The 22,954-nt window shown below is 69.0% G+C and carries 25 protein-coding genes; 13 read left to right on the top strand and 12 right to left on the bottom strand.

The window, feature by feature from the left end:
* Positions 1-105: 105 nt before the first annotated feature.
* Entirely contained in the window at positions 106-921 is an 816-nt protein-coding gene (locus tag FOH10_RS34265; protein WP_143983722.1) for a helix-turn-helix domain-containing protein, read from the top strand.
* Entirely contained in the window at positions 899-1,096 is a 198-nt protein-coding gene (locus tag FOH10_RS34260; protein ID WP_143983721.1) for a DUF397 domain-containing protein, read from the top strand. Before FOH10_RS34265 ends, FOH10_RS34260 begins: the two co-directional genes overlap by 23 nt.
* A gap of 4 nt (positions 1,097-1,100) precedes the next feature.
* Here the strand turns inward: FOH10_RS34260 and FOH10_RS34255 are convergent, their stop codons facing one another.
* From FOH10_RS34255 to FOH10_RS34245, 3 genes are all read right to left on the bottom strand, one after another.
* The gene (locus FOH10_RS34255) at positions 1,101-1,772 is read right to left on the bottom strand and encodes a hypothetical protein (protein ID WP_143983720.1); all 672 of its coding nucleotides are present in this window, start codon (positions 1,770-1,772) and stop codon (positions 1,101-1,103) included.
* A 1-nt stretch (position 1,773) separates the two neighbouring features.
* On the bottom strand, positions 1,774-2,511 hold the full coding sequence (locus FOH10_RS34250) for an alpha/beta fold hydrolase (protein ID WP_143983719.1): 738 nt from the start codon (positions 2,509-2,511) through the stop codon (positions 1,774-1,776).
* An 85-nt stretch (positions 2,512-2,596) separates the two neighbouring features.
* The gene (locus FOH10_RS34245; RefSeq protein WP_143983718.1) at positions 2,597-3,154 is read right to left on the bottom strand and encodes a hypothetical protein; all 558 of its coding nucleotides are present in this window, start codon (positions 3,152-3,154) and stop codon (positions 2,597-2,599) included.
* A 140-nt stretch (positions 3,155-3,294) separates the two neighbouring features.
* Between FOH10_RS34245 and FOH10_RS34240 the strand changes: the two genes are divergently transcribed.
* Positions 3,295-3,549, top strand: coding sequence for a helix-turn-helix domain-containing protein (locus FOH10_RS34240; RefSeq protein WP_186000660.1), 255 nt, complete (start codon positions 3,295-3,297; stop codon positions 3,547-3,549).
* Positions 3,550-3,649: 100 nt separating this feature from the next.
* Here the strand turns inward: FOH10_RS34240 and FOH10_RS34235 are convergent, their stop codons facing one another.
* Positions 3,650-3,847: a hypothetical protein gene (locus tag FOH10_RS34235; RefSeq protein WP_143983716.1), complete on the bottom strand. Its 198-nt coding sequence runs from the start codon at positions 3,845-3,847 to the stop codon at positions 3,650-3,652.
* 695 nt (positions 3,848-4,542) lie between these two features.
* On the opposite strand from FOH10_RS34235, the gene FOH10_RS34230 reads away from it, so the two are divergent.
* Entirely contained in the window at positions 4,543-5,280 is a 738-nt protein-coding gene (locus FOH10_RS34230) for a helix-turn-helix domain-containing protein (RefSeq protein ID WP_143983715.1), read from the top strand.
* On the opposite strand, the gene FOH10_RS34225 is transcribed toward FOH10_RS34230, so the two are convergent.
* Together FOH10_RS34225 and FOH10_RS34220 are read right to left on the bottom strand one after the other, a co-directional pair.
* Positions 5,264-5,842: a TetR/AcrR family transcriptional regulator gene (locus FOH10_RS34225; RefSeq protein WP_043599538.1), complete on the bottom strand. Its 579-nt coding sequence runs from the start codon at positions 5,840-5,842 to the stop codon at positions 5,264-5,266. The genes FOH10_RS34230 and FOH10_RS34225 overlap by 17 nt on opposite strands.
* Positions 5,843-5,921: 79 nt before the next feature.
* Positions 5,922-7,133 carry a cytochrome P450 gene (locus FOH10_RS34220; protein WP_244961493.1) on the bottom strand — a complete coding sequence of 404 codons (1,212 nt, stop codon included), beginning with the start codon at positions 7,131-7,133 and terminating at the stop codon, positions 5,922-5,924.
* A gap of 185 nt (positions 7,134-7,318) precedes the next feature.
* On the opposite strand from FOH10_RS34220, the gene FOH10_RS34215 reads away from it, so the two are divergent.
* The 4 genes from FOH10_RS34215 to FOH10_RS34200 all read left to right on the top strand — a co-directional run bounded on the left by FOH10_RS34215 (position 7,319) and on the right by FOH10_RS34200 (position 11,547).
* A complete protein-coding gene (locus FOH10_RS34215) occupies positions 7,319-8,287 on the top strand; it encodes a 3-oxoacyl-ACP synthase III family protein (protein WP_308212903.1) in 969 nt (322 codons plus the stop codon).
* Positions 8,284-9,168: a beta-ketoacyl-[acyl-carrier-protein] synthase family protein gene (locus tag FOH10_RS34210; protein ID WP_029926145.1), complete on the top strand. Its 885-nt coding sequence runs from the start codon at positions 8,284-8,286 to the stop codon at positions 9,166-9,168. The genes FOH10_RS34215 and FOH10_RS34210 overlap by 4 nt, the downstream gene beginning before the upstream one ends.
* A 109-nt stretch (positions 9,169-9,277) precedes the next feature.
* The gene (locus FOH10_RS34205; protein ID WP_143983713.1) at positions 9,278-10,030 is read left to right on the top strand and encodes a glycosyltransferase family 2 protein; all 753 of its coding nucleotides are present in this window, start codon (positions 9,278-9,280) and stop codon (positions 10,028-10,030) included.
* Entirely contained in the window at positions 10,027-11,547 is a 1,521-nt protein-coding gene (locus FOH10_RS34200; RefSeq protein WP_143983712.1) for a class I adenylate-forming enzyme family protein, read from the top strand. The genes FOH10_RS34205 and FOH10_RS34200 overlap by 4 nt, the downstream gene beginning before the upstream one ends.
* A gap of 230 nt (positions 11,548-11,777) precedes the next feature.
* On the opposite strand, the gene FOH10_RS34195 is transcribed toward FOH10_RS34200, so the two are convergent.
* The 3 genes from FOH10_RS34195 to FOH10_RS34185 form a co-directional block, all read right to left on the bottom strand.
* Positions 11,778-13,229, bottom strand: coding sequence for a phthiocerol/phthiodiolone dimycocerosyl transferase family protein (locus tag FOH10_RS34195; protein ID WP_143983711.1), 1,452 nt, complete (start codon positions 13,227-13,229; stop codon positions 11,778-11,780).
* A gap of 67 nt (positions 13,230-13,296) precedes the next feature.
* A complete protein-coding gene (locus tag FOH10_RS34190; RefSeq protein WP_280525735.1) occupies positions 13,297-14,505 on the bottom strand; it encodes a L,D-transpeptidase in 1,209 nt (402 codons plus the stop codon).
* A 96-nt stretch (positions 14,506-14,601) separates the two neighbouring features.
* Complete coding sequence (locus FOH10_RS34185) at positions 14,602-15,813, bottom strand: UDP-N-acetylmuramate dehydrogenase (protein WP_143984496.1); 1,212 nt, start codon at positions 15,811-15,813, stop codon at positions 14,602-14,604.
* 68 nt (positions 15,814-15,881) lie between these two features.
* Between FOH10_RS34185 and FOH10_RS34180 the strand changes: the two genes are divergently transcribed.
* Genes FOH10_RS34180 through FOH10_RS34170 form a run of 3 tightly spaced genes read left to right on the top strand, consistent with a single transcriptional unit; the run spans position 15,882 to position 17,681 of the window.
* Positions 15,882-16,367, top strand: coding sequence for a DUF2505 domain-containing protein (locus FOH10_RS34180; RefSeq protein WP_039817644.1), 486 nt, complete (start codon positions 15,882-15,884; stop codon positions 16,365-16,367).
* A 31-nt stretch (positions 16,368-16,398) separates the two neighbouring features.
* The gene (locus tag FOH10_RS34175) at positions 16,399-16,914 is read left to right on the top strand and encodes a DUF2505 domain-containing protein (protein WP_029926158.1); all 516 of its coding nucleotides are present in this window, start codon (positions 16,399-16,401) and stop codon (positions 16,912-16,914) included.
* Positions 16,884-17,681 (top strand): O-methyltransferase, encoded by a 798-nt coding sequence (locus FOH10_RS34170; protein WP_143983709.1) that lies wholly within the window; start codon positions 16,884-16,886, stop codon positions 17,679-17,681. The genes FOH10_RS34175 and FOH10_RS34170 overlap by 31 nt, the downstream gene beginning before the upstream one ends.
* Positions 17,682-17,710: 29 nt before the next feature.
* On the opposite strand, the gene FOH10_RS34165 is transcribed toward FOH10_RS34170, so the two are convergent.
* Together FOH10_RS34165 and FOH10_RS34160 are read right to left on the bottom strand one after the other, a co-directional pair.
* On the bottom strand, positions 17,711-19,216 hold the full coding sequence (locus FOH10_RS34165; protein ID WP_143983708.1) for a hypothetical protein: 1,506 nt from the start codon (positions 19,214-19,216) through the stop codon (positions 17,711-17,713).
* Between the two features lie 104 nt (positions 19,217-19,320).
* A complete protein-coding gene (locus FOH10_RS34160; RefSeq protein ID WP_143983707.1) occupies positions 19,321-19,923 on the bottom strand; it encodes a type IV toxin-antitoxin system AbiEi family antitoxin domain-containing protein in 603 nt (200 codons plus the stop codon).
* Between the two features lie 847 nt (positions 19,924-20,770).
* Here FOH10_RS34160 and FOH10_RS36380 point away from each other — a divergent pair.
* Positions 20,771-21,472, top strand: coding sequence for an LmeA family phospholipid-binding protein (locus FOH10_RS36380; protein WP_143984495.1), 702 nt, complete (start codon positions 20,771-20,773; stop codon positions 21,470-21,472).
* 109 nt (positions 21,473-21,581) lie between these two features.
* Here the strand turns inward: FOH10_RS36380 and deoC are convergent, their stop codons facing one another.
* Complete coding sequence (deoC, locus tag FOH10_RS34150) at positions 21,582-22,241, bottom strand: deoxyribose-phosphate aldolase (protein ID WP_143983706.1); 660 nt, start codon at positions 22,239-22,241, stop codon at positions 21,582-21,584.
* 71 nt (positions 22,242-22,312) lie between these two features.
* Between deoC and FOH10_RS34145 the strand changes: the two genes are divergently transcribed.
* Positions 22,313-22,876 (top strand): GNAT family N-acetyltransferase, encoded by a 564-nt coding sequence (locus FOH10_RS34145; RefSeq protein ID WP_143983705.1) that lies wholly within the window; start codon positions 22,313-22,315, stop codon positions 22,874-22,876.
* Positions 22,877-22,954 lie beyond the last annotated feature (78 nt).

Raw genomic sequence — 22,954 nt, 5'->3', positions numbered from 1 at the left:
TGTTGTGTGGGCGCGGTATTCGTCCCGGCGGCGGGTGCTCGAGTTCAGAATGCGGGTTCGCGGGAAGCGAGTCCACGGCTTATATGAGGTGGCTATGATGTGTTTGTGCGACGCCATATGCTGATCGACGCACGTAAGGCGACCGGCCGAACACAAGAGGAGGTCGCCGGTCTGGTCGGTGTCGACCGGACCACGCTGGGGAAGTGGGAGCGCGACGAGAGCACGCCGCACCCCACACAGCGCGTGCGCTACGCCGAGGCGCTGGGCGTCAGCATGAGCGAACTGGACGCGATGCTGAGCAGCCTTCCGCTCCGAGTCAACGAGATGCCCGCCTGGTTGGACACCTACCTTGCGATGGAACAGTCTGCGACGGTGCTGCGCGCACATGAGCCGCGCGCTGTCTACGGGCTCTTCCAGACGGCGGCCTATGTGCGCGAGATCGTTCGCCACGCTTTCTTCACTGCCCCATCCGCGACATTCCTCGAGGACACGGTCGCGCAGCGTGCTTACCGACAGCGCCGGATCCGCAGCGGCGATCTGAAGGTCGACGTGATTCAGCCCGAAGCCGCTCTGCGACTCCGGGTCGGAGGCCGCGCGGTCATGGCCGAACAGCTCGCTACTATGGCTGAGCTGGCATCTTTGCCCAATGTCACCATTCGGGTGACGACATATGATGCGGGCCAGTACGCGGCCCGACGGCTCGACGATTTCGTCATCATGGACCACCAGTGGGGCAAACCTCGAGTGCACCTCGAGGGGTATGGGGGTGGGTACTTCATATCCGAGCCCGACGAGGTCGCGTACTTCGTCGCGTCGTTCGACCATGCGTGTCGGATAGCCTTGGCACCGAGAGAGTCCGCTGCGTTCATCAGCAGGCTGGCCGACGCTTGGAGTACCAATGGAAGACCTCGCATGGCGTAAGTCGAGCTTCACCGACCGCGAGACCTGCGTAGAGGTCGCGACAACGAAAAACCTTGTGCTGGTTCGTAATAGCAACGCACCCGAAGCGGGAACCATCGCATTCGACAAAGCCGAGTTCGCCGCGTGGCTACGCGGCTGCAAGGCGGGGGAATTCGACGACTTGGCCGGTCTCTGATCCGCTATGCCGCCGCGTGGCGGCGTGTCGGGTGAATGAGGTGCGCGTCCAGCACCTCCCCCACCACGAACAGCTCCGGCACGTCCGGTGACCACGGGCCGGGGACCGGGCCGATGCGGCCTGCGTCGCGGAGTGTCTGCACTCTGCGTACGGTCAGACTCTCGTAGTCGTCGCCCAATTCCCTTGCAAGCGTGGCTATTCCGGAGGCGCTGAGGCGAGTACGGCGGGCTTGGGCGAGTTGGGCGGCATCGAGTGGGCGATCGCGGGCCGGTGGGCAGACGATTCTCGTTGCGGTATCCACGGCTGCCGCGATGTCGGCGGGGGCGGATTCGACGCCTTCGGTCATGGCGAAGGCGATGAGGTTGCGGTGGAGCCAGCGGGCTAGTGCCGGTGTGGTGGTTCCGGCGGTGTAGGTGAGGGCGCGTTGTTCGCAGATCAGGCGGGTCCAGGAGACCAGGGTGGCGTGTAGGTGGTCGGCGGCCTGGGAGGCGGCGGGGTTGTAGGGCAGGGGTTGGGTGGCGGAGCGGGGTTGGAGGCGGTATTCGGTGGGGCCGTTGAGGCGGGTGCGGCAGGCGATAGCGTCGGCGAGATCGTCTGAGAGATCGGGGATTTCGCGGAGGAGGCGGTCCAGGTCGCGGATGGCTTGGTGGGAGAGGTAGAGGTGGTCGGGGGTCATGTCAGGCCACCTCTCGGTTGATGGTGGCGGCCAGGCGGGCGGCGTGGCCGTGGCGGATGTAGTCGTCGGTGTGGCGGCCGTCGAGGAGGTAGCCGCGGGTGTAGGCGAGGACGCCGGTCCAGGTTGTCCAGTTCTTGGGGGACCACCAGCGTTGGAGGCGTTTGTGGGCGGCGATCTCGAACAGGCTCTGGCCCCAGCGGAGCATGGCTTCACGGTCGGCGAGGCAGAAGTACTCGGAGAGGTCGGCGATCAAACGCAGCGCATTGCCGGGCGGTAGAGCGGTGATCGGATCACCCTGTGCCGCAGCCCAATACGCGGGGATGAAGGGGATCCAGCGTTGGCCTGCGATGCCGTAGCCGCCGGGTTCGGGGCCGACGCACTGACCGGCCGGGCGCAGCGGGTCGGCGATGAGGGCGCAGGCGGCCACCTCCAGGTGCGGCCAGAGTCCTTTGCCGATTTCGGCGGCCACGTCACCGGCGATGGCCGCGCCCTGGGAGTATCCGGCGAGCACGACACGGTTCGGGGTGGCCTCGATGGCCTCGAGCAGCGCGCGGCGGCCCGCCGCGAGACTGTCGGCGAACGCGACCTGGCGGCCGTAGTCGGCCGGGTAGGGAACCATGCGTGGGGTGAAGCGGGCGGCGTCGAGCGCGTTCGCGAAGGCGGCGGTGACGCCTTCGCCGTGGGGGTTCCAGGTGCCGCCCATGATGAGCACGTCGATCTTCTCGGAGAATTCGGTCATGGCGGGTGGGGACTTTCTGCAGAGCGGGCAGGGGTGAGCACGGAACACGCGGATGCGCGCTCCGTGGGCAGCGGCGGAGAGGGGGTCAGCGGGCTGCCGCGGCGCCGTCGGGGGAAGCGACGAGTGTGGCGCTACAGACGCGGCCGTCGCGCGGGTCGTGGATCACGATGACCGCGACGGCATGCGGCTCGGCGCCGGAGAGGTAGGGCAGGCCGGGCACGGCCGGTCGCCACTCGCGGAATCCGGTCAGGCGCGGCATACCTTCGGCGGCATATTCGAGCAGGCCCTGAGCGTTAGCCGCGAGATTGCCTGACGACTGAGAAACTGCGGGCGAAGCGGAGTGATTTGCATCACAAAGGGTTTGCGAATGATGCGTTTCACACGCCGCGAGCCGATGCGTGCGGACCTCCCGCGCGCCGTCCGACGGCGCGTCGACGTCCGGAATCAGCGCCTCCACAGGGCAGTCGACAAGATCGGCCACACATACCAGCTGCGCCAGCGTGAAGGAACGCTCCGCCGCCAAGAGCAGCGGCAACTCCCCCTCCGGCAGATCCAGGCACCGAGCAAGGTCGTCGCTATCGCGGCCGGATTGCGACAGCACGCGCCGCACACGCTCCGCGACAAGCACATCCAACTGTTCCATACGGAGCACAATATGGTCCATTCGGACCTGTAACAACCCCGAACGGAATTTCCCTGGGATTTGCAGGAATCGCGACGCGGGCGGGCGTCACACGATCGAAGTCATTGCGACAGAGCCGTTCGGACCTCAGAATGGTCCGTATGGGCTTGAATGAGACGGCTGCGGAGATCAACCGCGCAGTGGGCAACGAGCTGCGGGCATCACGCGCACGCAGGCAGCTCTCCCGCCAGGAACTCGCCGACCGCACCGGACTGTCGGTCAGCACCATCCAACGGTTCGAGAACGGGGAACGGTCACCGGATATGAATCAGCTCTTCGCGCTCTGCGAAGCGCTCGAGATATCCATGCGCGACTTCGTGGCACTCGCCACGACGGGCATCGAGCCGCCGCACTGAGGCGGCTCGTCGACCGGTTCGTCTCAGCGGGTGGAGCGGGAACCGCTCCACCCGTACATGTACATGGCCGTCGCGCGTGCGGCGGCCGTATCGGAATGCGTCAGGCGCACTGCGAGCCGTCGGGTTTTCCGGTTTCGTCCACCGGAACCCCGACGTACAGGCGCGCGTAGTCGACAAGAGCCTGGGCCGGATTGGCGGCCCGCCCCACCCATGCGGCGATCAGCACATCGCTGACGGTCGCACTGCCATCGATGACCCGGCCGGCGGCATCGCCACCGATGGCGGATCGCAGCGCCATCGCGGAGCACACACCTTGCGCCATCAACGCGGGCATCGAGCCAATTTCCACGATCAGTTTCCCCTTACCTTCAAGTGCTCAACCTCGAGCGGATTCCGGGAGGAACAGGCTCCCCGCCGGAATCCACGTATTTATAACCCATAGCCGAGCTAAAGGAACTTCAAAGACGCTCTGTTACACGGTGATTCGCTACATCCATGGCCGACATCCCGCACCGGTCACGATTGCCGATGGTTCGCGGTACCCCTTGTGCAACAACACACTTCGCCGGGTGCGATCAACGGACAACCGGGGAAGGGTAAGAGTTCGAAAGCGTTGCACCCCAACGGAGCCGACATTCGAATCAACTCCGCGAGCGTGAACGACGCCGGTTGTGCCATTCGGTCGATCAACTCCGAGTCCGCGACTCCGATACACCCCGCGAGTTCGCCGACCTCGACCCCCGCCGCGGTCATCGCCCACCCGATTCGGTTTCCGATACACACATCCAACCAGCCCACCTGACCGCCTTCCACCCCGACCACGGTGGTGACGCGACCTCCGACACGCAGGTCACGGCACCTAAATCGTTATGCTTCGAACATATGTTCTATTATCCGGGAGTGGGCGATGGGAGATCAACGGTCGCCATCCACACAATCCGTGAGCGAACCCGCGACAGGAACCGAGAGATGCCAACCGAGAGGTGATATCCGTTGGTCAACAACATGTTCGGCGAATACCTACGCCAACGCAGACTGGATGCCGGACTCAGTCGGGCCCAGCTCGCCGCGCGCGCCAACGTATCGGTCTCGCTCATCGAGAAGATCGAGGCGGGCACTCGGACCACCACGCTGAACACCCTGCAGGTGCTGTTCGACGAGCTCACCGTGCCGCCGATCTATCGCAGACATATCCTCGGCCTGGTGCTGCCGAGCGTGTTCGGGCGGGTGCCGCACACCGAATCCGCGGGACCCGCGCCGAGCGACCTCGCCGATCTGGCCAGCCTCGACCATCCGGCCAGCTTCTATCTCATGCCGACCTTCACCATCGTCGCGGCGAATACCGCCTACCAGCGGACTTTTCCGGGAATGCGGGCCGGAAGAAACTTCGTCGAATGGATGTTCCTGGATCCGAACGCGCGCACCGTCATGGTCGAATGGCACCGGGAGGCGCACCGCCTCCAGCACGGGCTGCGCATGTTCACCTCGGTCATCACCCCGGACCGCAGTGTCGAGGAGATCATCGAACGGTGCCGGGTCGCACCGGAGTGGGAAGAACTCTGGAACAGCGGATTACCCGAGCCGGATTCGCCGGAGGAAAGTCTCCATATCCGGGACGTGCGCAGTCGGCGGGTGAGCCGAATGGCGGTGCGCCTCTACACCCCGGAGCTGCCCGCTCGGCCGTGGTGGCTGTTCCGGTTGATTCCCGAGGAATTCAGTCGTTGCCGATAGCCCGGTCCACCGCGACGGTGACCAGTTCGCGCGCCCGTTGCTCGCTGAAAATGCCGGGGAGGGTGAGGCGTTCGAGAATGAGCCAGTTGAGGGCGAGGTAGAGCAGGAGCACCGTGTCCTCGTCGCCGGGCATACCGGAATCGAGATGGTTGCGAATATTGAAGTCGATATCGGCGCGTACCCGCTCGGTGAGCAGGGCCTGGAGTTCGGGGCGGCGGGTGGATTCCAGGCGCAGTTCCAACTGGGCGATATAGCCGGTGCGGAAGTTGGTGATGCGGTCGACCACTTCGGTCATGAGCTCGGTGATGGTTTCCCGCGTGCGCGGGGCCTGGGTGAGCTTGGCCATGGTCTCGTCGCTGGGTATCAGACGCTCGTAGTAGCGGTGGCCCACCTGAACGAGCAGGTCGTCGCGGTTGGTGAAGTAGTTGGAGGCGGTGCCCGCCGGGACCGCCGCCTCCTTGTCGACGGCGCGGAAGGTCAGGCCGCGGGCGCCGTCACGGGCGAGGACCTCGATCGCGCCGTCCAGCAGTGCCCGTCGGCGTTCGGGATTGGTGCGCACCACCTGGCATCACTCCGTTCGAAATGCACTCCGGATTAAAACACTACAGTCAGAGTACAACATGCGGAGCGGTAGTTGGCGTTCAGGTCAGCCGGATCCGCAGGGTTTCGTACGTGGGGATGAATACCTTTCGGCGATAACGCCTTTCGACGATCTCGAAGGGACGTCCGGCGGCGGTGAGAGCGCGCAGCAGGGCCGACAGCTCGGAGTGCACCAGCTGTGCGCCGAGGCACAGGTGCCGACCGCCGCCGAACCAGAGCTGACGGGTTGCGGGGACATAGTCGCGGTGCACCCGGAAATCGCCGACGGCATTGTTGATCGACCAGGTCAGGATCTTGACATGCTCGCCCGCGACGAGGCGACGCCCGGCGACCTCCACATCGGCGGTGACCGAACGGCCCACCAGGTAGGCGGGACTGGTGACGCGCAGGGTTTCGCGCACCGCATCGGGCATTCGGTCCGGCGCGGCCAGCAGGGCGTGCTGCTCGCCGCTGTCGTGCAGCAGCGCGACCATTCGGCCCATGGCGCTGGCCAGGGTGTCCGTACCCGCCACCGCCATGAGAATGGCCAGCCCCGAGGCGTGTTCGACCGGCAGACCCAGTTCTCGGCAACGGCCCAGGGTGGTATTGCCGTCGGCGCGCTCGTAGGCGGCGGGGACCGAGGCCGACAGCTTGGCGGCCAGGGTGCGGGCGCGGTCCAGCGCTACCGGATCAAGGGTGGTTGACGCCATGGTGCCGATGCCGAGATTCACCAGTTCCTCGACATGTTCGAACAGCACCCGGAACGGCTCGTCGGCATCGCCGTCGAGGGTGCCGTCGGTGAACAGGGCGGTGATGTCGGCCGGTCCCATGCCGACCAGATCGGAGACGCTGCGGCCCACCAATACCCGGGCGCGTTCGGCGATATCGACCGTGCGACCGGCGGCCAGGTCCGTCGCGAGCTCCCGCAGGGCCGGGCCGATCACCCGTTCGACCAGGTCTTCGGTGTGCCTAGCGGTGAAGAGGTCGCGGACCTTGTCGCGCAACTCGGTGTGGCCGGGACCCTCGAAGAGATCCTCCACCCAGTCGCCGATCACCTGCGCCCACCAGTGCCCGGCGGCCCCCTCGGAGACGATGCTGAAGTGCGCGTGATCGTTGTAGATCTGCCGGGCCACCGCCGGGTCCGCCACGAACCAGCCGAGCTTGGGCACCTTGCGGATGGGGCGGGCCAGCCGGCCGGCGAGCAACAGCGCGGGCAGCCAGGGCTGACCGGCGGCGAGCAGAGCCAATTCGTGGCGCTTGGCGGTATCCAACATCGATCCTCCCGCGGTGCAATGTCGTTCACATCACACATCTGACCTGAGAATTTTTCAAAACCGAAATACACACACTGCTACGGTCGCCCGCAACCGATCACTGTCTGGAGCCGAACATGGTGAGATCGCGCATCGAAGCGGTGGGATCGACACTGCCCGACAACGAAGTGACTACCGCAGAGCTTATGCGGCAGCTGACCATCGACAACCCCATCGACCTGGAACGGGTGAGCGGCGTGCGCGCCCGCCGCACGGCCGGTGCGAATGAGGACTCGTTCACCCTCGCGGCCGACGCCGCACGCGACGCGCTCGCGAATTCCCGCTACGACGCCGCGGATCTGGATGTGATCATCTCCTGTTCGATCACCCGCATCCGCGACGGCGACTTCACCCTCGAACCCTCCTTCGCGCTCATGCTGCGCAACGAACTGGGCGCGCACCGGGCCGTGCACTTCGACGTCTCCAATGCCTGCGCGGGCATGCTGACCGGAGTGCTGGTGTTGGACAGGATGATTCGGGCCGGGATCGCGCGGCGCGGACTGGTGGTGTCCGGCGAGAACATCACCCCCATCGCCGATACCGCCGTGCGGGAGATGTCGGAGAAATACGATCCGCAGTTCGCCTCGCTCACCGTCGGCGACGCGGGCGCGGCGGTGGTGCTCGACGCCGACGGCGGGGCCGACGAGGGCATCGAATACATCGAACTCAATACCAGCGCCGCCTTCGCGGGCCTGTGCCTCGGCATGCCCAGCGATCGGAGCCCCGGAATCGCGCTGTACACCGACAACCGGGCCATGCACAACGAAGCCAGATATTTGCTGTGGACCACTCGGCAGCAGGATTTCCTGCGCGAGCGCGACAGCGGCTTCGGCGCCGAGGGCTATGACTATCTGATCCACCACCAATTCAGCGGCCCCGCCGTGGAATTGATCAACAAGATCGCCGAACGGGAATTCGACGCCGCCATGCCACCCGGATTGATGGTCCTCGACAAATATGGAAATACCGCGTCCACATCACATTTCGTGGTGCTGCACGACGCGCTGAAACAGGGACGGCTCACCGGCGGCGCGAAGGTGCTGATGGTGCCCGCCGCCTCCGGTGTGGTGGCGGGGTTCCTCTCGGTGACCCTCGGCGAACTGCGGGTGGGATGACCATGGGCATCGTGATCTCCTCGGTGGCCGCGGTCTCGGGCCGCGGCAGCTCCATCGAGCAGGCGGCGCTGGCCGCGAAACAGGCCATCGACCGGGCCGGGACCACGCCCGACCACATCGACGCGCTCATCAATGTGGGCGTCTACCGGGACGCCAATATGGTGGAACCGGCCATGTCGGCGCTGATCCAGCAGCAGGTGGGCATCGGACTGGAGTACGCCAGCGGGGATGTGCCGTGCCTGAGCTTCGACCTCATGAACGGGGCCTGCGGGGTGCTCAACGCCGTGCAGGTGAGTCAGGCGCTGGTGGAATCGGCGGCGGTGCGGCGGGTGCTGATCGTCTCCGGCGACGCGCATCCGTCCGGATCCGCCGAACCCGTCGACGGATTCCCGATCACGCCCGTCGGGGCGGCGCTGCTGCTCGAGAAATCGGACGGCCGGGCGGGATTCGGCAGTCTGCACGTCGGGGCGACGGAGGAGCGGCCGCAACCGGTGGGATTCGTGAACCTGCCGCGCATGGGCACCACCGGACGCTCCACCATCGTCGTCGACCGCACGGCGACCACCGTGGACGCACTGCTCCAGCACGCCGTGGAAGCGGCGCTGGCCGCGGTGGAGGTCGACGATATCGACATCACCCGCACCGTGCTGGTGTGCGGGCGGCCCACCCCCGACTTCCCGGAACTGCTCGCCGAACGACTCGGCCTGCCCACCGGAGCCCTCTGCGCGGACAGCACCGAGGGCGACGCGCACACCTCCGCGCTGCCGGTCGGCTACCTGGCCGCGCGCGAGGACGGCATGCTCGACGGCCAGCAGGCCGTGCTGTTCGTGGCGGCGGGTGCGGGGCCGACCGCCGCCGCCATCACCTATCGGCTGGGGTGAGATGCGCGACCATGCGGGTGAGCACGGATAACACCGACCGGACGGCACGCGATTTCGCCCCAGAGTGCGTTTCACATCGGGGCGCAGTCGCCGGACCACGGGAGGGGTCATGAGCAAACTCTGGGTGATCGTGCCCGCCTACAACGAGGAATACGGCATCGGGGCCACCCTGGACGCGCTCGCCGCCCAGCGCGACCGCGACTTCACGCTGGTCGTGGTGGACAACAACTCCACCGACGGCACCGCGTCGGTGGTGAAGGACTTCGCCGCCGCGCACCCGGACATGCGCATCGAGATCATCGACGAATCCCAGAAGGGCACCGGAGCCGCGGCCGACACCGGCATGCGGCACGCCATCGCCTCGGGAGCCGCGCGGCTGGCGCGCACGGACGCCGACTGCATACCGGCCTCCGACTGGACCGCACGCATCCACGCGGGGTTCGACTCCGGGCTGCGGCTGATCAGCGGGCAGCTCATACCCCGCACCGACGAGGGGGTGAGCTGGGCCGACCGCAATGTCATCCGCTTCGCGCTGGAGGTGGCGTCCGCCTTCGGCAAGTTCCGGCCCGGGAATCAGGATCCGCGCTACCTCGGGCCCTACGTGATGACGCCCGGCTGCAATATGGCCATCACCGCCGAGCTGTACGAGGCGGCGGGCGGGTTTCCGCGCACGGCCATCGAGGAACTGCACGAGGATCGGGCGCTGGTCAACTCCGTACGGACGATTACCACCGAGTACGGATTGCGCAGGGACGTGCGGGTTTTCGGCTCCAACCGGCGGGTGCGGGCGTGGGGTATCCGCAAGACGCTCGCCTGGTACGCCGATCACCGGTACAAGCCGGAGCTGGTGGACATTCGGTGAGCGACGGTCCCGGCGACTTCCTGGAGCTGCTGCGGGAGCGGGCGCGACGGCACCCCGACGCCCCGGCGCTGGGCACGGTCGGCGCCCGGCCGCTCGGTTACGGCGAACTCGACGCGCTCATCGGAGGCGTGGCGGAGCGGTTGCACGCCAATGGGTTTCGCCCCGGCGATCGGATGCTGTTCTCCATCCGCCCCAGCGTGGACGCGGTGGCGCTCATCTTCGGCACCATCGTGGCCGGGGGAACCATCGTCTTCGTCGATCCGGGCGTGGGGCCGGAGTTGTTCGCGCGACGACTGGATATCGTCCAACCCACCTGGGCGGCAACCGAATCCCTGCTCTACCTGCTGAGCGGACCGCTGCGCCGGATCGGGCGGGCGCGAGGGCTGGAGCTGCCCGCCTTCGGACGGCTGCGGGTGCGGCATATTCACGGCGGCCCGCGGTTGCCGGGGACGCCGGGGGCGTCACTGCCGCTGCGACGGCTGCTGCGCCCCGGTGCGAGCGATTCGGCACGGCGGCTGGACCCCGACACCGATGCGCTGATCGTCTTCACCTCGGGCACCACCGCTGACCCCAAAGCCGTTGTGCACACCCGTGGTTCGCTCGGGGCCGGGCTGGCGGCCATGGCGGGGCGGTCCAGCCTCGGGCCGGGGGCGCATCTGCACACCGAACAGCTGATGATGGGTTTGCCCGCGCTCATGGCGGGGGCGCACTGGTCGCTGCCGCGCTATCCGCGCTTCGGCACGCATATCGACCCGATCGAATTCACCCGCGGGCTGGATGCGGCGACGCACGCGTTCTTCACGCCCGCCGATCTGGCGGTGGCGCTGACCGCCATCGAATCCGGAACGCTGGCGGCACCCACGCTGCGGGAGGTGTCGCTCGGTGGGGCACCGGTGACCACCGCGCTGCTGCGCCGGGCGCGCGCCGCGCTGCCCGGCTGCGAATTCCTCGCCATCTACGGCATGACCGAGATCCTGCCGGTGGCGGTCACCACCGGAGCGGCCAAGCTCGCCTACGACGGTGCGGGCGATCCGCTGGGCGCACCGGTCAGCGGGGTGGACGCGCGGGTGGCCGACGACGGTGAGCTGATCCTGTCCGGACCCAACCTGTGCCGCGGCTACCTCGGCGAACCACCGCTCGAGGAGGTCCGCACCGGCGATCTCGCGCGCCTGGACGGCGACACCATCGTGCTGGTCGGCCGCAAGAAGGACATGATGATCCGCGGCAAGACCAATATCTATCCCGGACTGTACGAACCCGTGATCGCGCGGGTGCGCGGCGTGCGGCAGGCGATCATGGTCGGACTGCCCGACGAGATCGGGGACGAGCGGATCATGCTCGCCGTGGTGGCGGACGGGGACGCGACGGCGGTGCGGGAGCGGCTCGCGCGCGAATTGCCCCGGCTGATCGACACGTCCGCCCTGCCCGACGAAATCGTGATGGTCGACGAGATCCCCGTGGGCGGGCGCACCCGCAAGCCCGACCGCGCGGCACTGCGCGCGCTGCTGCGCGGGTGACACCGCGAGCATGACGCCGCTGGGCGTAGCGGGCAGATACACACGGCGCGCCGATGCGGGGGCGCGCCGACCACACCGGACGCACGAGGACGGTGGCGGCACAGCGCCGCCCCGGCCGGTCTCCCGGCGCGTCCGCGCAAACGGACCGGCGCCCGCCGCACAGGGGCCGCCGCGATCCGAGCCACCGCACCGGGGCTACGACCCTGTGCGAAAGTCGCGGTGCGGCTTGGCTACCCCACCCGGTCGGCGAGGGTCGCAAGCACCAGATCGGCGAAGCGTTCGGCCGACTCCGGGGACAGCACGCCGTCCACGTAGCAGAACTCGAGACTCATTTCGTCGTGCGCGGTGGCCACCGCGACGGTGAGGGCGCTGACGCAGGAGTTGCCCGCGGCGACGGAGAGGCCGCAGGTGCGCCACTCCCCCGGCGCGGGCGGGAAGTCGACGCGGCCGAGGTTGGTCACCGAGACATTCCACGGGGCCCGGCGGTCGATGAGTTTCACCACGCGCCAGCCGGATTCGAGAGACTTCGGGGTGCCGTAGCGCATCCCGGCGACCGTGGCGAGGTGCCGACGCTGGCGAACCTTGCGGTCGAGTTGGCGGTTCACCGAACGCGCCGCCGACCAGAGCGAGCGACGCGGGCCGAAGGGCACGAACGTGGTGAGAACCGGTGCGTAGATGCCGAGTTCGTCGGCGGACGGGACGGGGGTCAGCTGCTGCCGGAAGTCCACCGGGGAGGCGATGCCCGTGCAGCCGCTGCGCTGGGGGCGCATCGTGTGCCCGATGGCGTGCGCCACCGCGCCGACCAGTGCCCCGTGCACCGTCACTCCGGCGGCGCGGCACTCCGCCGTCAGCGCGGCGAGCCGCCGCGCCTCCAGCACCCGGCGTACCGTCCGGGTCCGTCGATCCGGCAGCGGCACGGGTCCGGCGCCGGCCAGCAACCGCGGGCGGCGCACGAGCGCCACCGCCTGATCCGCGAGGGTTGTGAACAGGTACCGCCACATCCCGCGCGCCGCACGGGGAATGAGATCGTCGGCCGGAGGAAACGGTGGGCGTGCAGCGGCTGGATACCGTGTCACGGCCGATCCGGTGGCGGGCGTCACCGATGGGTGACCAGGCCCTGCCGAATCGGGTTCCGGTGCGGCAACGGGGCCGTCGGCGGCGGACTCGAATGCCGATACGGGAGTTGCCGCAGCGCCCGCTCCGCCATCCGCTGCCGCGTAGTCGATCAGCTTGCGCAGCAGGGTGATCAAAGAGCGGCCGTCGAGGAGTACGTGGGAGACGGTCAGCAGGATGTCGTGGTGTTCCGCCGGGGTGCCGACCGCGTGCACGATGTTCACCGCCCGCGCCAGGCCGGTCGCGGTGTCGAAGGGCGCCGCCAGTTCGGCGTCCACCGCGGCTCGCCAGAGCTCGGGGTCGTCGGTCTCCACGCGGCGAACGGGGAGCCGGGGGTCGGCCAGTGGGACGAAGCGCGGGGCGAAGGCCGCGCCGTGCTCGACTCCGACTCGCAGCAGCGGATATTCGGTCACCAGTGCCGTGGCCGCGCGCTCCAGTCGAGCCGGTGCGATCCGCCCGTGCACCCGGATCCGCCCGATGCAGTTGGACGGCGAGATGCGGTCGATGATCCAGAACCACCGCTCCGACGGGCTCAAGGGGCGTACTACCGCCGATCCCGCAACGATCACGGGCCCTCCTCACTACCGCGTCAACGGTAGTCGGCGGGCCCGCGATCAGCAGGTCGAACGACCAGGTTCAGTTGGCGCGCGGCGGGCCGGGCGGCACCGGAGTGGCCGACACGGCGGGCGCGGGATCGCCCTGCAACGCCGACATGCTCTTCCAGGTGTTCCAGTCGATGGTCCAGTCGTAGATGTCACCGTCGGCCGCCGACAACTGAATGCGGGTGCCGGTCACCTCGACCGGGTCGCCGTAGAGCGCGGTCGGGAAATACGCCTGCGCGTCCGCCGGGCTCAGATTGATGCAGCCGTTGGTGACATTCGTATTGCCCTGCGCCGACAGCGATTCCGGATTGGCGTGGATGAACTCGCCATTGTTGGAGATGCGCACCGCCCAGCGCTCCCGCACGTTCTCGTAGTACGGCGGATTCGACATCATGAAGTCCTCGTACTTCTCCGTCACCACGTGGATGCCGGAGCGGGTGACATTGCGGTCCTCATTGCCCTCGCCGTAGCTCACCGGGAAATCGAAGACGACCTGGCCGTCGCGCACCACCCGCATGCGGTGGCTGGGGGCGTCGGCCTTGACGATCTGGGCGCGGCCGATGCTGAAGTTCGAGCTCATATCGGCCGCGCCGTACGCGCCGTCGCCCATATCGATGCCGTACAGCTTGGCCTGTAGGTCCACCGTGGTGCCGGGCGTCCAGTACTCGCGCGGACGCCAGTGCGCGCGGGAGCCGCCGTTGTCGTCCGGCAGCCACGCCCACGAGCCCTCCACGCCGGGATCGGTGCCGACCGTCATGGCCCGCTCCACCGCCGCCTTGTTCTCGACATGCCTGCTGAACTGCACGATGATCGGCGCGGCGATGCCGACCTGCTGGCCGTCGCCGATATTGATGGTCGCCGACACCGTCGACTGGGGTTGCAGCGTGGTGAACTTCGCATCGATCGGCACCGGCTTGCCGTCGGTGCCGGTGGCGGTGCCCGACCAGCTGTAGGTGACGCCGTAGCCGAGCGGCTCGGTCACCGTGAACGCCGTGTGGTCGGCATTGAACTCGCCGGCGACCTGCTTGCCGTTGGGGTTGGTCAGGGCCACCTGGTCGATGCGGCCGCCGGCCACCGAGACCGAGACGGGTGCGGTGGGGTTGACGTCGCCGGCGCCGTCGCCGGGGTCGACTGTCACCTTTGCGACGGGGCCGGCGGGGGCCTGCGGGCCGTCACCCTTATCCGATGAACATCCGGCCAGCAGCGCGACCGCGGCGAGAAACGCGGTCAGCACCGTGGCCACTCGTCTGGCGGATCCTCCTCGATTGCTCACTTACGCCAAGTTACCCCTCGATACCGCGTCCCCCGGGCTACGCGGACCGTGGGGAACGCCACCCCGTCAGAGGGTCAGACCGACGGTCACCGGCTCCGGTTCCAGGCGGATGCCGAAGCGCTCGGCCACGCCGTCGCGGACCGTGCGGGCCAGCGCGACCACATCCGACGCCTTCGCCGCACCGCGATTCGTCAAGGCCAGGGTGTGCTTCGTGGACAGCCGTGCCGGGGCCGACTCGTCCGGGAACCCCTTCGCGAAACCCGCGCGCTCGATGAGCCAGCCCGCCGAGAACTTCACGCCGTCCGGGGCGGGATAGGTGGGCACCGCCACATCCGGACCCACCCGGGCGGCGATCGCCGCACGCACCTCGTCCACACGGGCGGCGGGCACCACCGGGTTGGTGAAGAACGAGCCCGCGCTCCAGGTGTCGTGATCGGCCGGATCCAGCACCATGCCCTTGCCCGCGCGCAACCGCAACACCGCCGCGCGGACCTCGGCGGCGGGACGGGACTCCCCCTCCTCGGCGCCGAGGGCGGCGGCCAGCTCGCGGTAGCGCAGGGGTGCGCTGGAACCGTCGGCACGCAGGGCGAATTCGACGGCCAGCACGACCGCGTGATCACTGTGCTTGAGCACCGAGGTGCGATAGCCGAAACCGAGTTCGGACGGCTGCACCCAGGTGATCTCCCCGGATGCGCGGTCCAGCAGCTGGACGCGGGTGAGCAGGCTCGCGACCTCAACGCCGTACGCACCGACATTCTGCACCGGCGTCGCACCGGCGGAACCCGGGATGCCGGACAGGCATTCGAGACCGCCGTACCCGGCGACCACCGTCTCGGCCACCACGGCATCCCAGTTCGCACCCGCCTCGGCGATTACGCGCACCACATCGCCCCCACCTGGCATATCGGTCACGCCGATCCCACCGGCCGCAGGTGTCGCGACGACCGCACCGGTCTCGGCATCCGTGCGGGTGGCCGCAGCGCGCGCATCGTTCCCGGCGACGGCGGCAACGGCGTCGTCCGCGCCCGTCAGGATGCGCACTCCCGCATTGGCGATGCGCACCACCACGCCTGGGAACCCCTCATCCGCGACGAGGAGGTTCGAGCCGCCCGCGACCAGCAGCACCGGGATGTCGGCGGCGTCCAGGGCGCGGACCGTCGCCACCAGCGCCTCCGTGCCGGCGCAATCCGCGACGGGGGCCGGGCCGCCCACCCGCAGGGTCGTCAGCTCCGCCAGCGGTACCGCGTCGCGCAGTCGCGCGCCGGTCGTCGCCAGCATGTCCCGCAGGTGCTCGAACGGCACCACCCGAGAAGTACGCACAGGCACAGACGGTAGCGTGTCCCCCCATGGCGACACCTCTGGCCTTCACCGGGCGCTCCGCCCACTCCGCCGCGTCCGTACGCGCGGCCTTCGCCAATGAGCAGTACTGGAAGGACCGCGTCGAGCAGGTCGGCGGCGTCAACGCGCGCATCGAATCCATCGCCATCGACGGCGAGCGGGTGCACGTGGAGCTCGTCCAGACCATTCCCCCCGCGGACCTGCCCGCCCAGATCACCGCGATCAAACCGGACGGGCTGGTCATTCCGCGGACCGAGGTCTGGAACGGCTCGTCGGGCACCTTCACCGCGCGGGTCGACGGCGCGCCCGCCGAGGTGAGCGGCACCCTCACCCTCAGCGCGGACGGTACCGGCTCCACCTACGTGGTCGACGGCAACATCGAGGTCAAGATCCCGCTCTTCGGCCGCAAGATCGAAGCCGCCATCCAGGAGAACCTGAGCGACCTGCTGGTCCGCGAGGCCGAGTTCACCGACAATTGGCTGTCTTCGCACTGACCGCGGCTATCCGCCGGTAACCTCACCGCTCATGGCCCGCCGACTCGACTACTCCGCCCGCTACCCGCTGCACACCACCGAAGAGGTCTACACGGCTCTGTCCAGCCGCCCCTACTGGGATGCGCGGATCGAGGAGATGCGGAAATACTCACCCAACGACGTGGTGAACCTGACGGCGGGCGACGACGGCATCGAGGTGGTGCTGCGTCATGTGCTGCCGCGCGACATGCTGCCGCCCATGGCGCAGACCGTCATGCGCGGCGATATGACCATCACCCGCACCGAGCACTACGGCCCGTTCGGGCCCGAGGTGCACGGCACCTATACAGCGGAAATCCCGAACGGGCCGGGCACGCTCGGTGGGAAACTGCACCTGTTCCCCACCGAGATCGGCTGCACCCTGCGCATCTCCTCCCGGGCGCAGGTGCACATCCCGTTCTTCGGAACCAAGCTCGAACAACTGCTGCTCGTGAACCTGATCGACCTGTTCCGGGCGGAAGCCGAAATGACACAGCGGTGGCTGGACGAGCTGAAACCCGTCCACTAGCCAAGCCCATCGGCACCATCACGCGCGGCACCACCGGCATCAACCGGTTGCGGCGCGGTGACCGGTGGCTGGTCCACGACGAACTGGTAACCGGGCGGCTGCTGGCCGCGCCGCGGCCGCTGGTCGTGGACCTCGGCTACGGGGCCATGCCGGTCACCACGCTGGAATTGGCCGCGCGGCTGCGCACGGTGCGCGCCGATATTCGCGTGGTGGGGTTGGAGATCGACCCCGAGCGGGTGGTGCCCGGCCGCGACGGCGTCGAATTCGCGCGCGGGGGTTTCGAATTGGCGGGCCTGCGGCCGGATCTGGTGCGGGCCTTCAATGTGCTGCGGCAGTATCCGGAATCGGCGGTGCCGGGGGCCTGGGACACCATCCTCGGGAATCTCGCGCCCGGCGGGCTGCTGCTGGACGGCACCTGCGACGAACTCGGGCGGCGGTGCGCGTGGGTGCTGGTCGACCGCGCCGGACCGCTCTCACTGACCCTCGCCTGGGATCCGTTCGATATCGAGAAACCCTCCGACCTCGCCGAACGACTGCCGAAAGTCCTGATCCACCGCAATGTTCCGGGCGAACGCATCCACACGCTGCTGACCGCCGCCGATCGGGCGTGGGCACACGCGGCACCGCTGGCGGTGTTCGGGCCGCGGGTGCGGTGGCGGCACGCGGCGGAACTGCTGCGGCAGGAGGGTTTTCCGCTGCGGCCCCACCGGCGGCGGCTGCGTGACTGTGTGCTGTCGGTGCCGTGGGACGCTGTCGCGCCGCTGTGAGCGGAGCGGCCGGGTGCAGATCGGCGGGCTCAGCGCGGGCGGAGGTGACGTTCGCCGAAGTCGCGCACCGCGTCCAGGCAGCCGAGGAAGGTGGAGGGGGCCAGCAGGGAACTGGGCTGGAAGGGCTGCCGCCACAGGCCGCCGTGCGCGGCACCGGTGGTGAAAAGGGATTCGGGGTTGGTTTCGGGGTCCGGGGCCGGGTCGAACAGGTCGGCCACCAGTTTGGCGGCCAGCAGGGTGCGGGCCGTGGACGGTTCAAAGACCTCGATGCCGAAGTGGTCGACACCGCGCAGTGTGATCGGGCGCAGCGTGGCCTCCCGGATATCGGTGGGCCAGGCGGGCGGGGCGACAGTATAGGAGACCGCGCCACCGGCGGCACGGGTCAGGACGGCGCGCCAGCGCGGAAGACGTTGGGCCAGGGCGTAATCCGGGCCGAGAATGGCTGGCAGATTGTCGAACAGGCCCCATTCCTCACCCTCGGCGGTGCGGACCGGCTCCGGATAGTTCGGGTGATACACCGGCCAGGGGGTCATGCGGCGCAACGCATCCTGCACCGTCCCGCACAGCCCCCGGCCGGTCGAGCGTTCCCGCGCCGCCGACAGCACCGCCGGGGGCACCGCGTAGCAGTCGGTGGACGCGCCCAGATACGCGAGGGCGGTATCCGGGCGGGCGTGCCGCACCGCCTCGGCGAGCACATCGGCCGCCGCGGACAGGCGCACCCCGGCCGCGCCCGGATTGCTCGCGTACAGGCCCAGCACCGGGCGGGCGTCGGCATGGGCGAGTATCCAACGAACCAGCGTCGGAAAGTGTTTGGTGAGATCCGCGCCCGGACCGGACTCGGTGAGCGGGAAACGCAGCGAGCCCGCGCGGGCTCGCGCCAGGGCGTGCAGGCGATCCCAGCGGAAGCGGCCCGGCCGGTCCACCGCCAAAACCTCCGCACCCCAGGACAACAGCGGCCGCAAGGGAGCGAGATGCGCGGACGCGCCCACCACCGTCAGCCGGAAACCGGGCAGCGACAGCCACTCCGGATGGTCGACGACCCGCTCCACCGCCGCCGCGAAACCCGGCTCCACGATGCCGTCGCGCCGCCAGTCGGCCAGCTGCCGCCGCAACCGTTCCTCCGCCAGCACCTCACCGCGATACGGCACCTCCAGCCGCCGCACCGGTTCGGCCTCGCCGTCGATGCGCCCGGTGGCCAGATCCGTATCGTCGGCCTCCGCCGCCACATTCACCGATCGCAGCGTTGTCACCCGACGGCCCGCCGCGAACCGCAGCATGGTGCGCAGCGACGCCAAACCCTCCTCGGCGATACCCAGCGACACCGCGGGCGCGGACACCGCCAACGCCGTCACACCGCGAAACACCCCGCGATATCCACGCCGCCAATCCCGGCACGTCTCCACCGACTGCGCCAGATCCGCGTCGAACCGCCGCACCGCATCGGCCACCACCGCGGCGGTGAACATATCCGCGACCCGATCCGGCGGCCCCGGGGGAAAGCTCAGATCCCACGCACCACAGCCGACCTTCCCCATGATCAGTCACCATGCCACGAACCGGATTCCGGCGCGACCCCGCCGACGCCGCGACCCCCACATGCCATGACCTACCCGCTTCGGACTCGCCATGCCGTAGCGGTTCACGCACGGGCGAGGGCGCGGTGTAGGCGGGCGGCGGTGAGTGGGGGGAGGGCGGTGCAGGCGGTGCGGATGTCGGTGCTGGCGCAGCGGTCGATGGCTACCGCGTCGGCCACCACTTCGTCCAGGGCGGATTGGCCGATGCCGGTTTCGGCCAGGTCGAGGACCGTGCGCAGCGGGGTGGTGACCAGGAACGCGCCCGCCGACTGGATGTCGGAGCGGGTGAGGGCGCGGCGCAGGACCACCAGGCGCGGGGAGAGCGGGAAGCGGCCCACCCCGGCGGAGATGTGGACGTAGCGGGGGCGCAGGCGACCCAGGCCGTGCAGTTCGGCGGCGCTGTGGTGGGAGACCGCGGCGGCGCCGTCGAACCAGGCTGACCACATGGCGTACTCGTCGAGCGGGCCGTCGGGCCAGTCGGTCAGGCGCAGCAGGCCCACTCCGGCCCTGGACACCGTGCCGTCCCGCAAACCGTCGCGGACCTGGACCTCGCAGCCGGTGCGCAGCACCTGCCGGGTCGTGAAATACCCCGCGTGCCGGCCGGCCAGCTGCCGCAACGCCTGCCATCCGCGCCCGAAATCCCGCTCCGCTGCGGCTTCCCCAGCCATGTGAAACAGGTTACGCCGCTCTTTGTGCGTTATGTCACATTCCGCCCGGGTTCGGTCAACACCTCATCGGAAGCACAGAGCCCACACAGAAACCTCGGGAAGAATCGCCCCCATGAGCTCGAAACCCACCTCGGACGACGCGGCCGAGCGCGATACCGGCGCGCCTCACGCCTCGGACCCGGACGCCACCCTGGTCGGCGGCACCGGAAACGAAGTGAGCCACGAGCCGGGCACCGCCCTACCGGACCCCACCGCCGAACACAGACCCGAAGCATCCGCCGACGACCACGCCACCGAGATTCTCGGCAGCGGCGAGACCACCTCCGACACCCGAGCAGGGCATGCGCCAGACGCACCCGGAATCGACGACACCACACGGGCATTCGGAGACCGCGAGTCGGTCTCGGACTCGGCACCGACCGAAGTACTCGGCGCGAACCCGACGGCCGGAAACAACGACACCACCAAGGCATTCCCCGGCCGTGTGTCCGTGTCCGACTCGGCGCCCACCGAAGTACTGGGCAACTCCCCCGATGCCGCATACCCGCAGCACGCCGAAATGCGCGGGGCAGAGGAGAATCCGGCCGATCACCGCACCGAGGTGCTCGGCCCGACCGGCGGTCCGAATCCGTCTGGCCACCAGGACACCGCGGTGCTCGGCGCGACCGGCGCTCCGTACCCGTCCGACCGCCAGGACACCACGGCGCTGGGACCATACGGCACCGAGACCTTCGACGCGGCCGCTCTGGCGGCGGGCGCGGCACCCGGCGGTGAACAGCAGCCGCCGACCACTCCCCCGCCACCGGTGGGGCCGAATGCCGCTGGCTCCGGAGGAGGTTCGTCCTGGATGCGTGGTCGCACCCTGCTCGTTGTCGCTCTCGTGGTCTCGCTGCTCGCCATCGCCGCCCTGGCCGGTGGTGAGGCGTACGCGCGGCGGACCGTGGAGAACTGCATCACCTCCCAGTTCGAACAGGAGATGGGGTCCAGGATCGACGTGTCCTTCGGGGCCAAACCCATGCTCATCACCATGTTCGACGGCAAGGTGTCGTCGGTGACGGTGAACAGCGACGACACCAAATTCGGTCCCGCCGTGGGCATGGTGGTGCACGCGAAGTTCAACGACATCGAAGTGGTGGACAACGGGCGCGGCGGCGGCACCATCGGCAGTTCCTCCGCCGACGTCACCTGGAGCAACGACGGCATCGCGAAAACCCTGGGCGGCTTGGTTTCCGGCGTCCAGTCCAATCCGACCAAGGACACGCTGACCTTCGCGGTGCTGGGTGGACTCGCGGGCCTCGAGGTCAAGCCCCAGGTGGTCGGCGGCAGGGTGGAGGTCACCACCGAAGCGGCCTCGCTGCTCGGCTTCGGCCTGCCCACCGATCTGGTCGAGGGCATCGTCGACCTGATGGCGGAGAGCCTGCAGAGCTACCCGATGGGCCTGCAGCCCACCGAGGTCCAGGTCACCGACAGCGGCCTGCGCGTCCTGCTCGCGGGCGGCAAGACCGAACTGCCCGCCGCGCAAGGGGATTCCTCCGACTTCCGCTGCTGAGGTACGCACCGACAGCGCGCCGACCGGGCCGGACCCGGTCGGCGTCGCCGTGCGAGCGGCCGTCCAGCGCGCCGTCACCAGGCTCGGGCCGCGACGATGCGCCGCGGCATCAGTCCGGGAACCCGGCCAGCACCTCGCGCGAGCGCGACAACCCGAGCCGGGTCGCCCCCGCCGCGATCATCTCCGCCGCCGCCTCCGCCGTGCGGATGCCGCCGCTGGCCTTGACGCCCAGGCGACCCCCGACCGTCTCGGCCATCAACCGCACCGCGTGCGCGCTCGCCCCGCCGGACGGATGAAAACCGGTGGAGGTCTTCACGAATTCGGCTCCGGCGCGTTCGGCAGCCCGGCAGCATTCCACGATCGCGGCATCGGTGAGGGCCGCCGATTCGATGATCACCTTGAGCAGCGCGCGGTCCCCGATGGCCTCGCGCACCGTGATGATGTCGCCCAGCACCGCGTTGAAATCCCCCGCCACCGCCGCGCCGACGTCGATGACCATATCCACCTCGTCCGCGCCCTGGTCCACCGACAGCCGCGCCTCGGTGCCCTTGACCAGCGAATGATGCTTACCGGACGGGAAACCCGCGACGGTGGCCACCGCCAGACCGGGGGCGCGCAGCGGCAGCATGGACGGCGACACGCAGACCGCGAAGACGCCGAGGTCGCGGGCTTCGTCCACGAGCGCGGCCACCTGCGCGGCGGTCGCCTCCGGTGCGAGCAGGGTGTGATCGATCAGTGCCGCCACGTCCCGGCGGGAAAGCTGTGCCATGGGCTGTGAGTTTGGCATATCGGTGGCAATTTCATTGCGAGTGCGGACCGCTGTCCCGCACACTCGTAGGTGTGCTGATTCGTCGCGAGCGTCCGGGCGACGTCGCCGCCATCGCCGCGGTGCACCGGAACGCCTTCGCCGCCCAGTACGCCAACGCCCACGGCGAGCCCTGGCCGGACGATGGCGCACCGGCGGCCCTCGCCGATCCCCCCGAGGTCGATCTCGTCCGGCGGCTGCGCGACAACTCCGGATGGATGCCGACACTCACCATGGTGGCCGAGATTCAGGACCGCGTGGTCGGCCATATCTGCCTCACCCGGGCCGCGGTCGGGCCGTTCCCGGTGCTGGCGCTGGGCCCGATCGGCGTACTGCCGGAATTCCAGAGCGGCGGCGTCGGCGCGGCCCTGATGCACGCGGCGCTGGGCGCGGCCGACGCACTCGACGAGCCCCTGGTGGGACTGCTGGGCAGTCTCGACTACTACCCGCGATTCGGCTTCGTGCCCGGTGCGCGGCTGAGCATCGTGCCGGACAATCCCGAATGGGCGTCGCATTTCCAGGTGCGGCCGCTGAGCGCGTACGAGGACGAGATCAGCGGCGAGTTCCGCTACGCCGACCCGTTCTACGATCTCGGTTGACCTCGGGTTCCGCACGCGAGCCGCGCCGGGGAATGACGGGCCGTACCGCCACGGCCAGGGGGTGACGGCCGGAGACGC

Origin of the sequence: Nocardia otitidiscaviarum, assembly GCF_007362295.1 — a bacterium.
Classification (GTDB): domain Bacteria; phylum Actinomycetota; class Actinomycetes; order Mycobacteriales; family Mycobacteriaceae; genus Nocardia; species Nocardia otitidiscaviarum.
Note: the sequence above shows the minus strand (reverse complement) of the source record. Positions and strands in the feature narration are given on the sequence as shown.

Excerpts from the sequence above, each read along its gene's own strand:
- FOH10_RS34260 (WP_143983721.1), top strand. The coding sequence starts at position 899 with ATGGAAGACCTCGCATGGCGTAAGTCGAGCTTCACCGACCGCGAGACC.
- FOH10_RS34255 (WP_143983720.1), bottom strand. The coding sequence starts at position 1,772 with ATGACCCCCGACCACCTCTACCTCTCCCACCAAGCCATCCGCGACCTG.
- FOH10_RS34250 (WP_143983719.1), bottom strand. The coding sequence starts at position 2,511 with ATGACCGAATTCTCCGAGAAGATCGACGTGCTCATCATGGGCGGCACC.
- FOH10_RS34245 (WP_143983718.1), bottom strand. The coding sequence starts at position 3,154 with ATGGAACAGTTGGATGTGCTTGTCGCGGAGCGTGTGCGGCGCGTGCTG.
- FOH10_RS34240 (WP_186000660.1), top strand. The coding sequence starts at position 3,295 with ATGGGCTTGAATGAGACGGCTGCGGAGATCAACCGCGCAGTGGGCAAC.
- FOH10_RS34235 (WP_143983716.1), bottom strand. The coding sequence starts at position 3,847 with ATGGCGCTGCGATCCGCCATCGGTGGCGATGCCGCCGGCCGGGTCATC.
- FOH10_RS34220 (WP_244961493.1), bottom strand. The coding sequence starts at position 7,133 with ATGTTGGATACCGCCAAGCGCCACGAATTGGCTCTGCTCGCCGCCGGT.
- FOH10_RS34215 (WP_308212903.1), top strand. The coding sequence starts at position 7,319 with ATGCGGCAGCTGACCATCGACAACCCCATCGACCTGGAACGGGTGAGC.
- FOH10_RS34210 (WP_029926145.1), top strand. The coding sequence starts at position 8,284 with ATGACCATGGGCATCGTGATCTCCTCGGTGGCCGCGGTCTCGGGCCGC.
- FOH10_RS34205 (WP_143983713.1), top strand. The coding sequence starts at position 9,278 with ATGAGCAAACTCTGGGTGATCGTGCCCGCCTACAACGAGGAATACGGC.
- FOH10_RS34185 (WP_143984496.1), bottom strand. The coding sequence starts at position 15,813 with ATGCTGGCGACGACCGGCGCGCGACTGCGCGACGCGGTACCGCTGGCG.
- FOH10_RS34180 (WP_039817644.1), top strand. The coding sequence starts at position 15,882 with ATGGCGACACCTCTGGCCTTCACCGGGCGCTCCGCCCACTCCGCCGCG.
- FOH10_RS34175 (WP_029926158.1), top strand. The coding sequence starts at position 16,399 with ATGGCCCGCCGACTCGACTACTCCGCCCGCTACCCGCTGCACACCACC.
- FOH10_RS34165 (WP_143983708.1), bottom strand. The coding sequence starts at position 19,216 with ATGGGGAAGGTCGGCTGTGGTGCGTGGGATCTGAGCTTTCCCCCGGGG.
- FOH10_RS34160 (WP_143983707.1), bottom strand. The coding sequence starts at position 19,923 with ATGGCTGGGGAAGCCGCAGCGGAGCGGGATTTCGGGCGCGGATGGCAG.
- FOH10_RS36380 (WP_143984495.1), top strand. The coding sequence starts at position 20,771 with ATGCGTGGTCGCACCCTGCTCGTTGTCGCTCTCGTGGTCTCGCTGCTC.
- deoC (WP_143983706.1), bottom strand. The coding sequence starts at position 22,241 with ATGGCACAGCTTTCCCGCCGGGACGTGGCGGCACTGATCGATCACACC.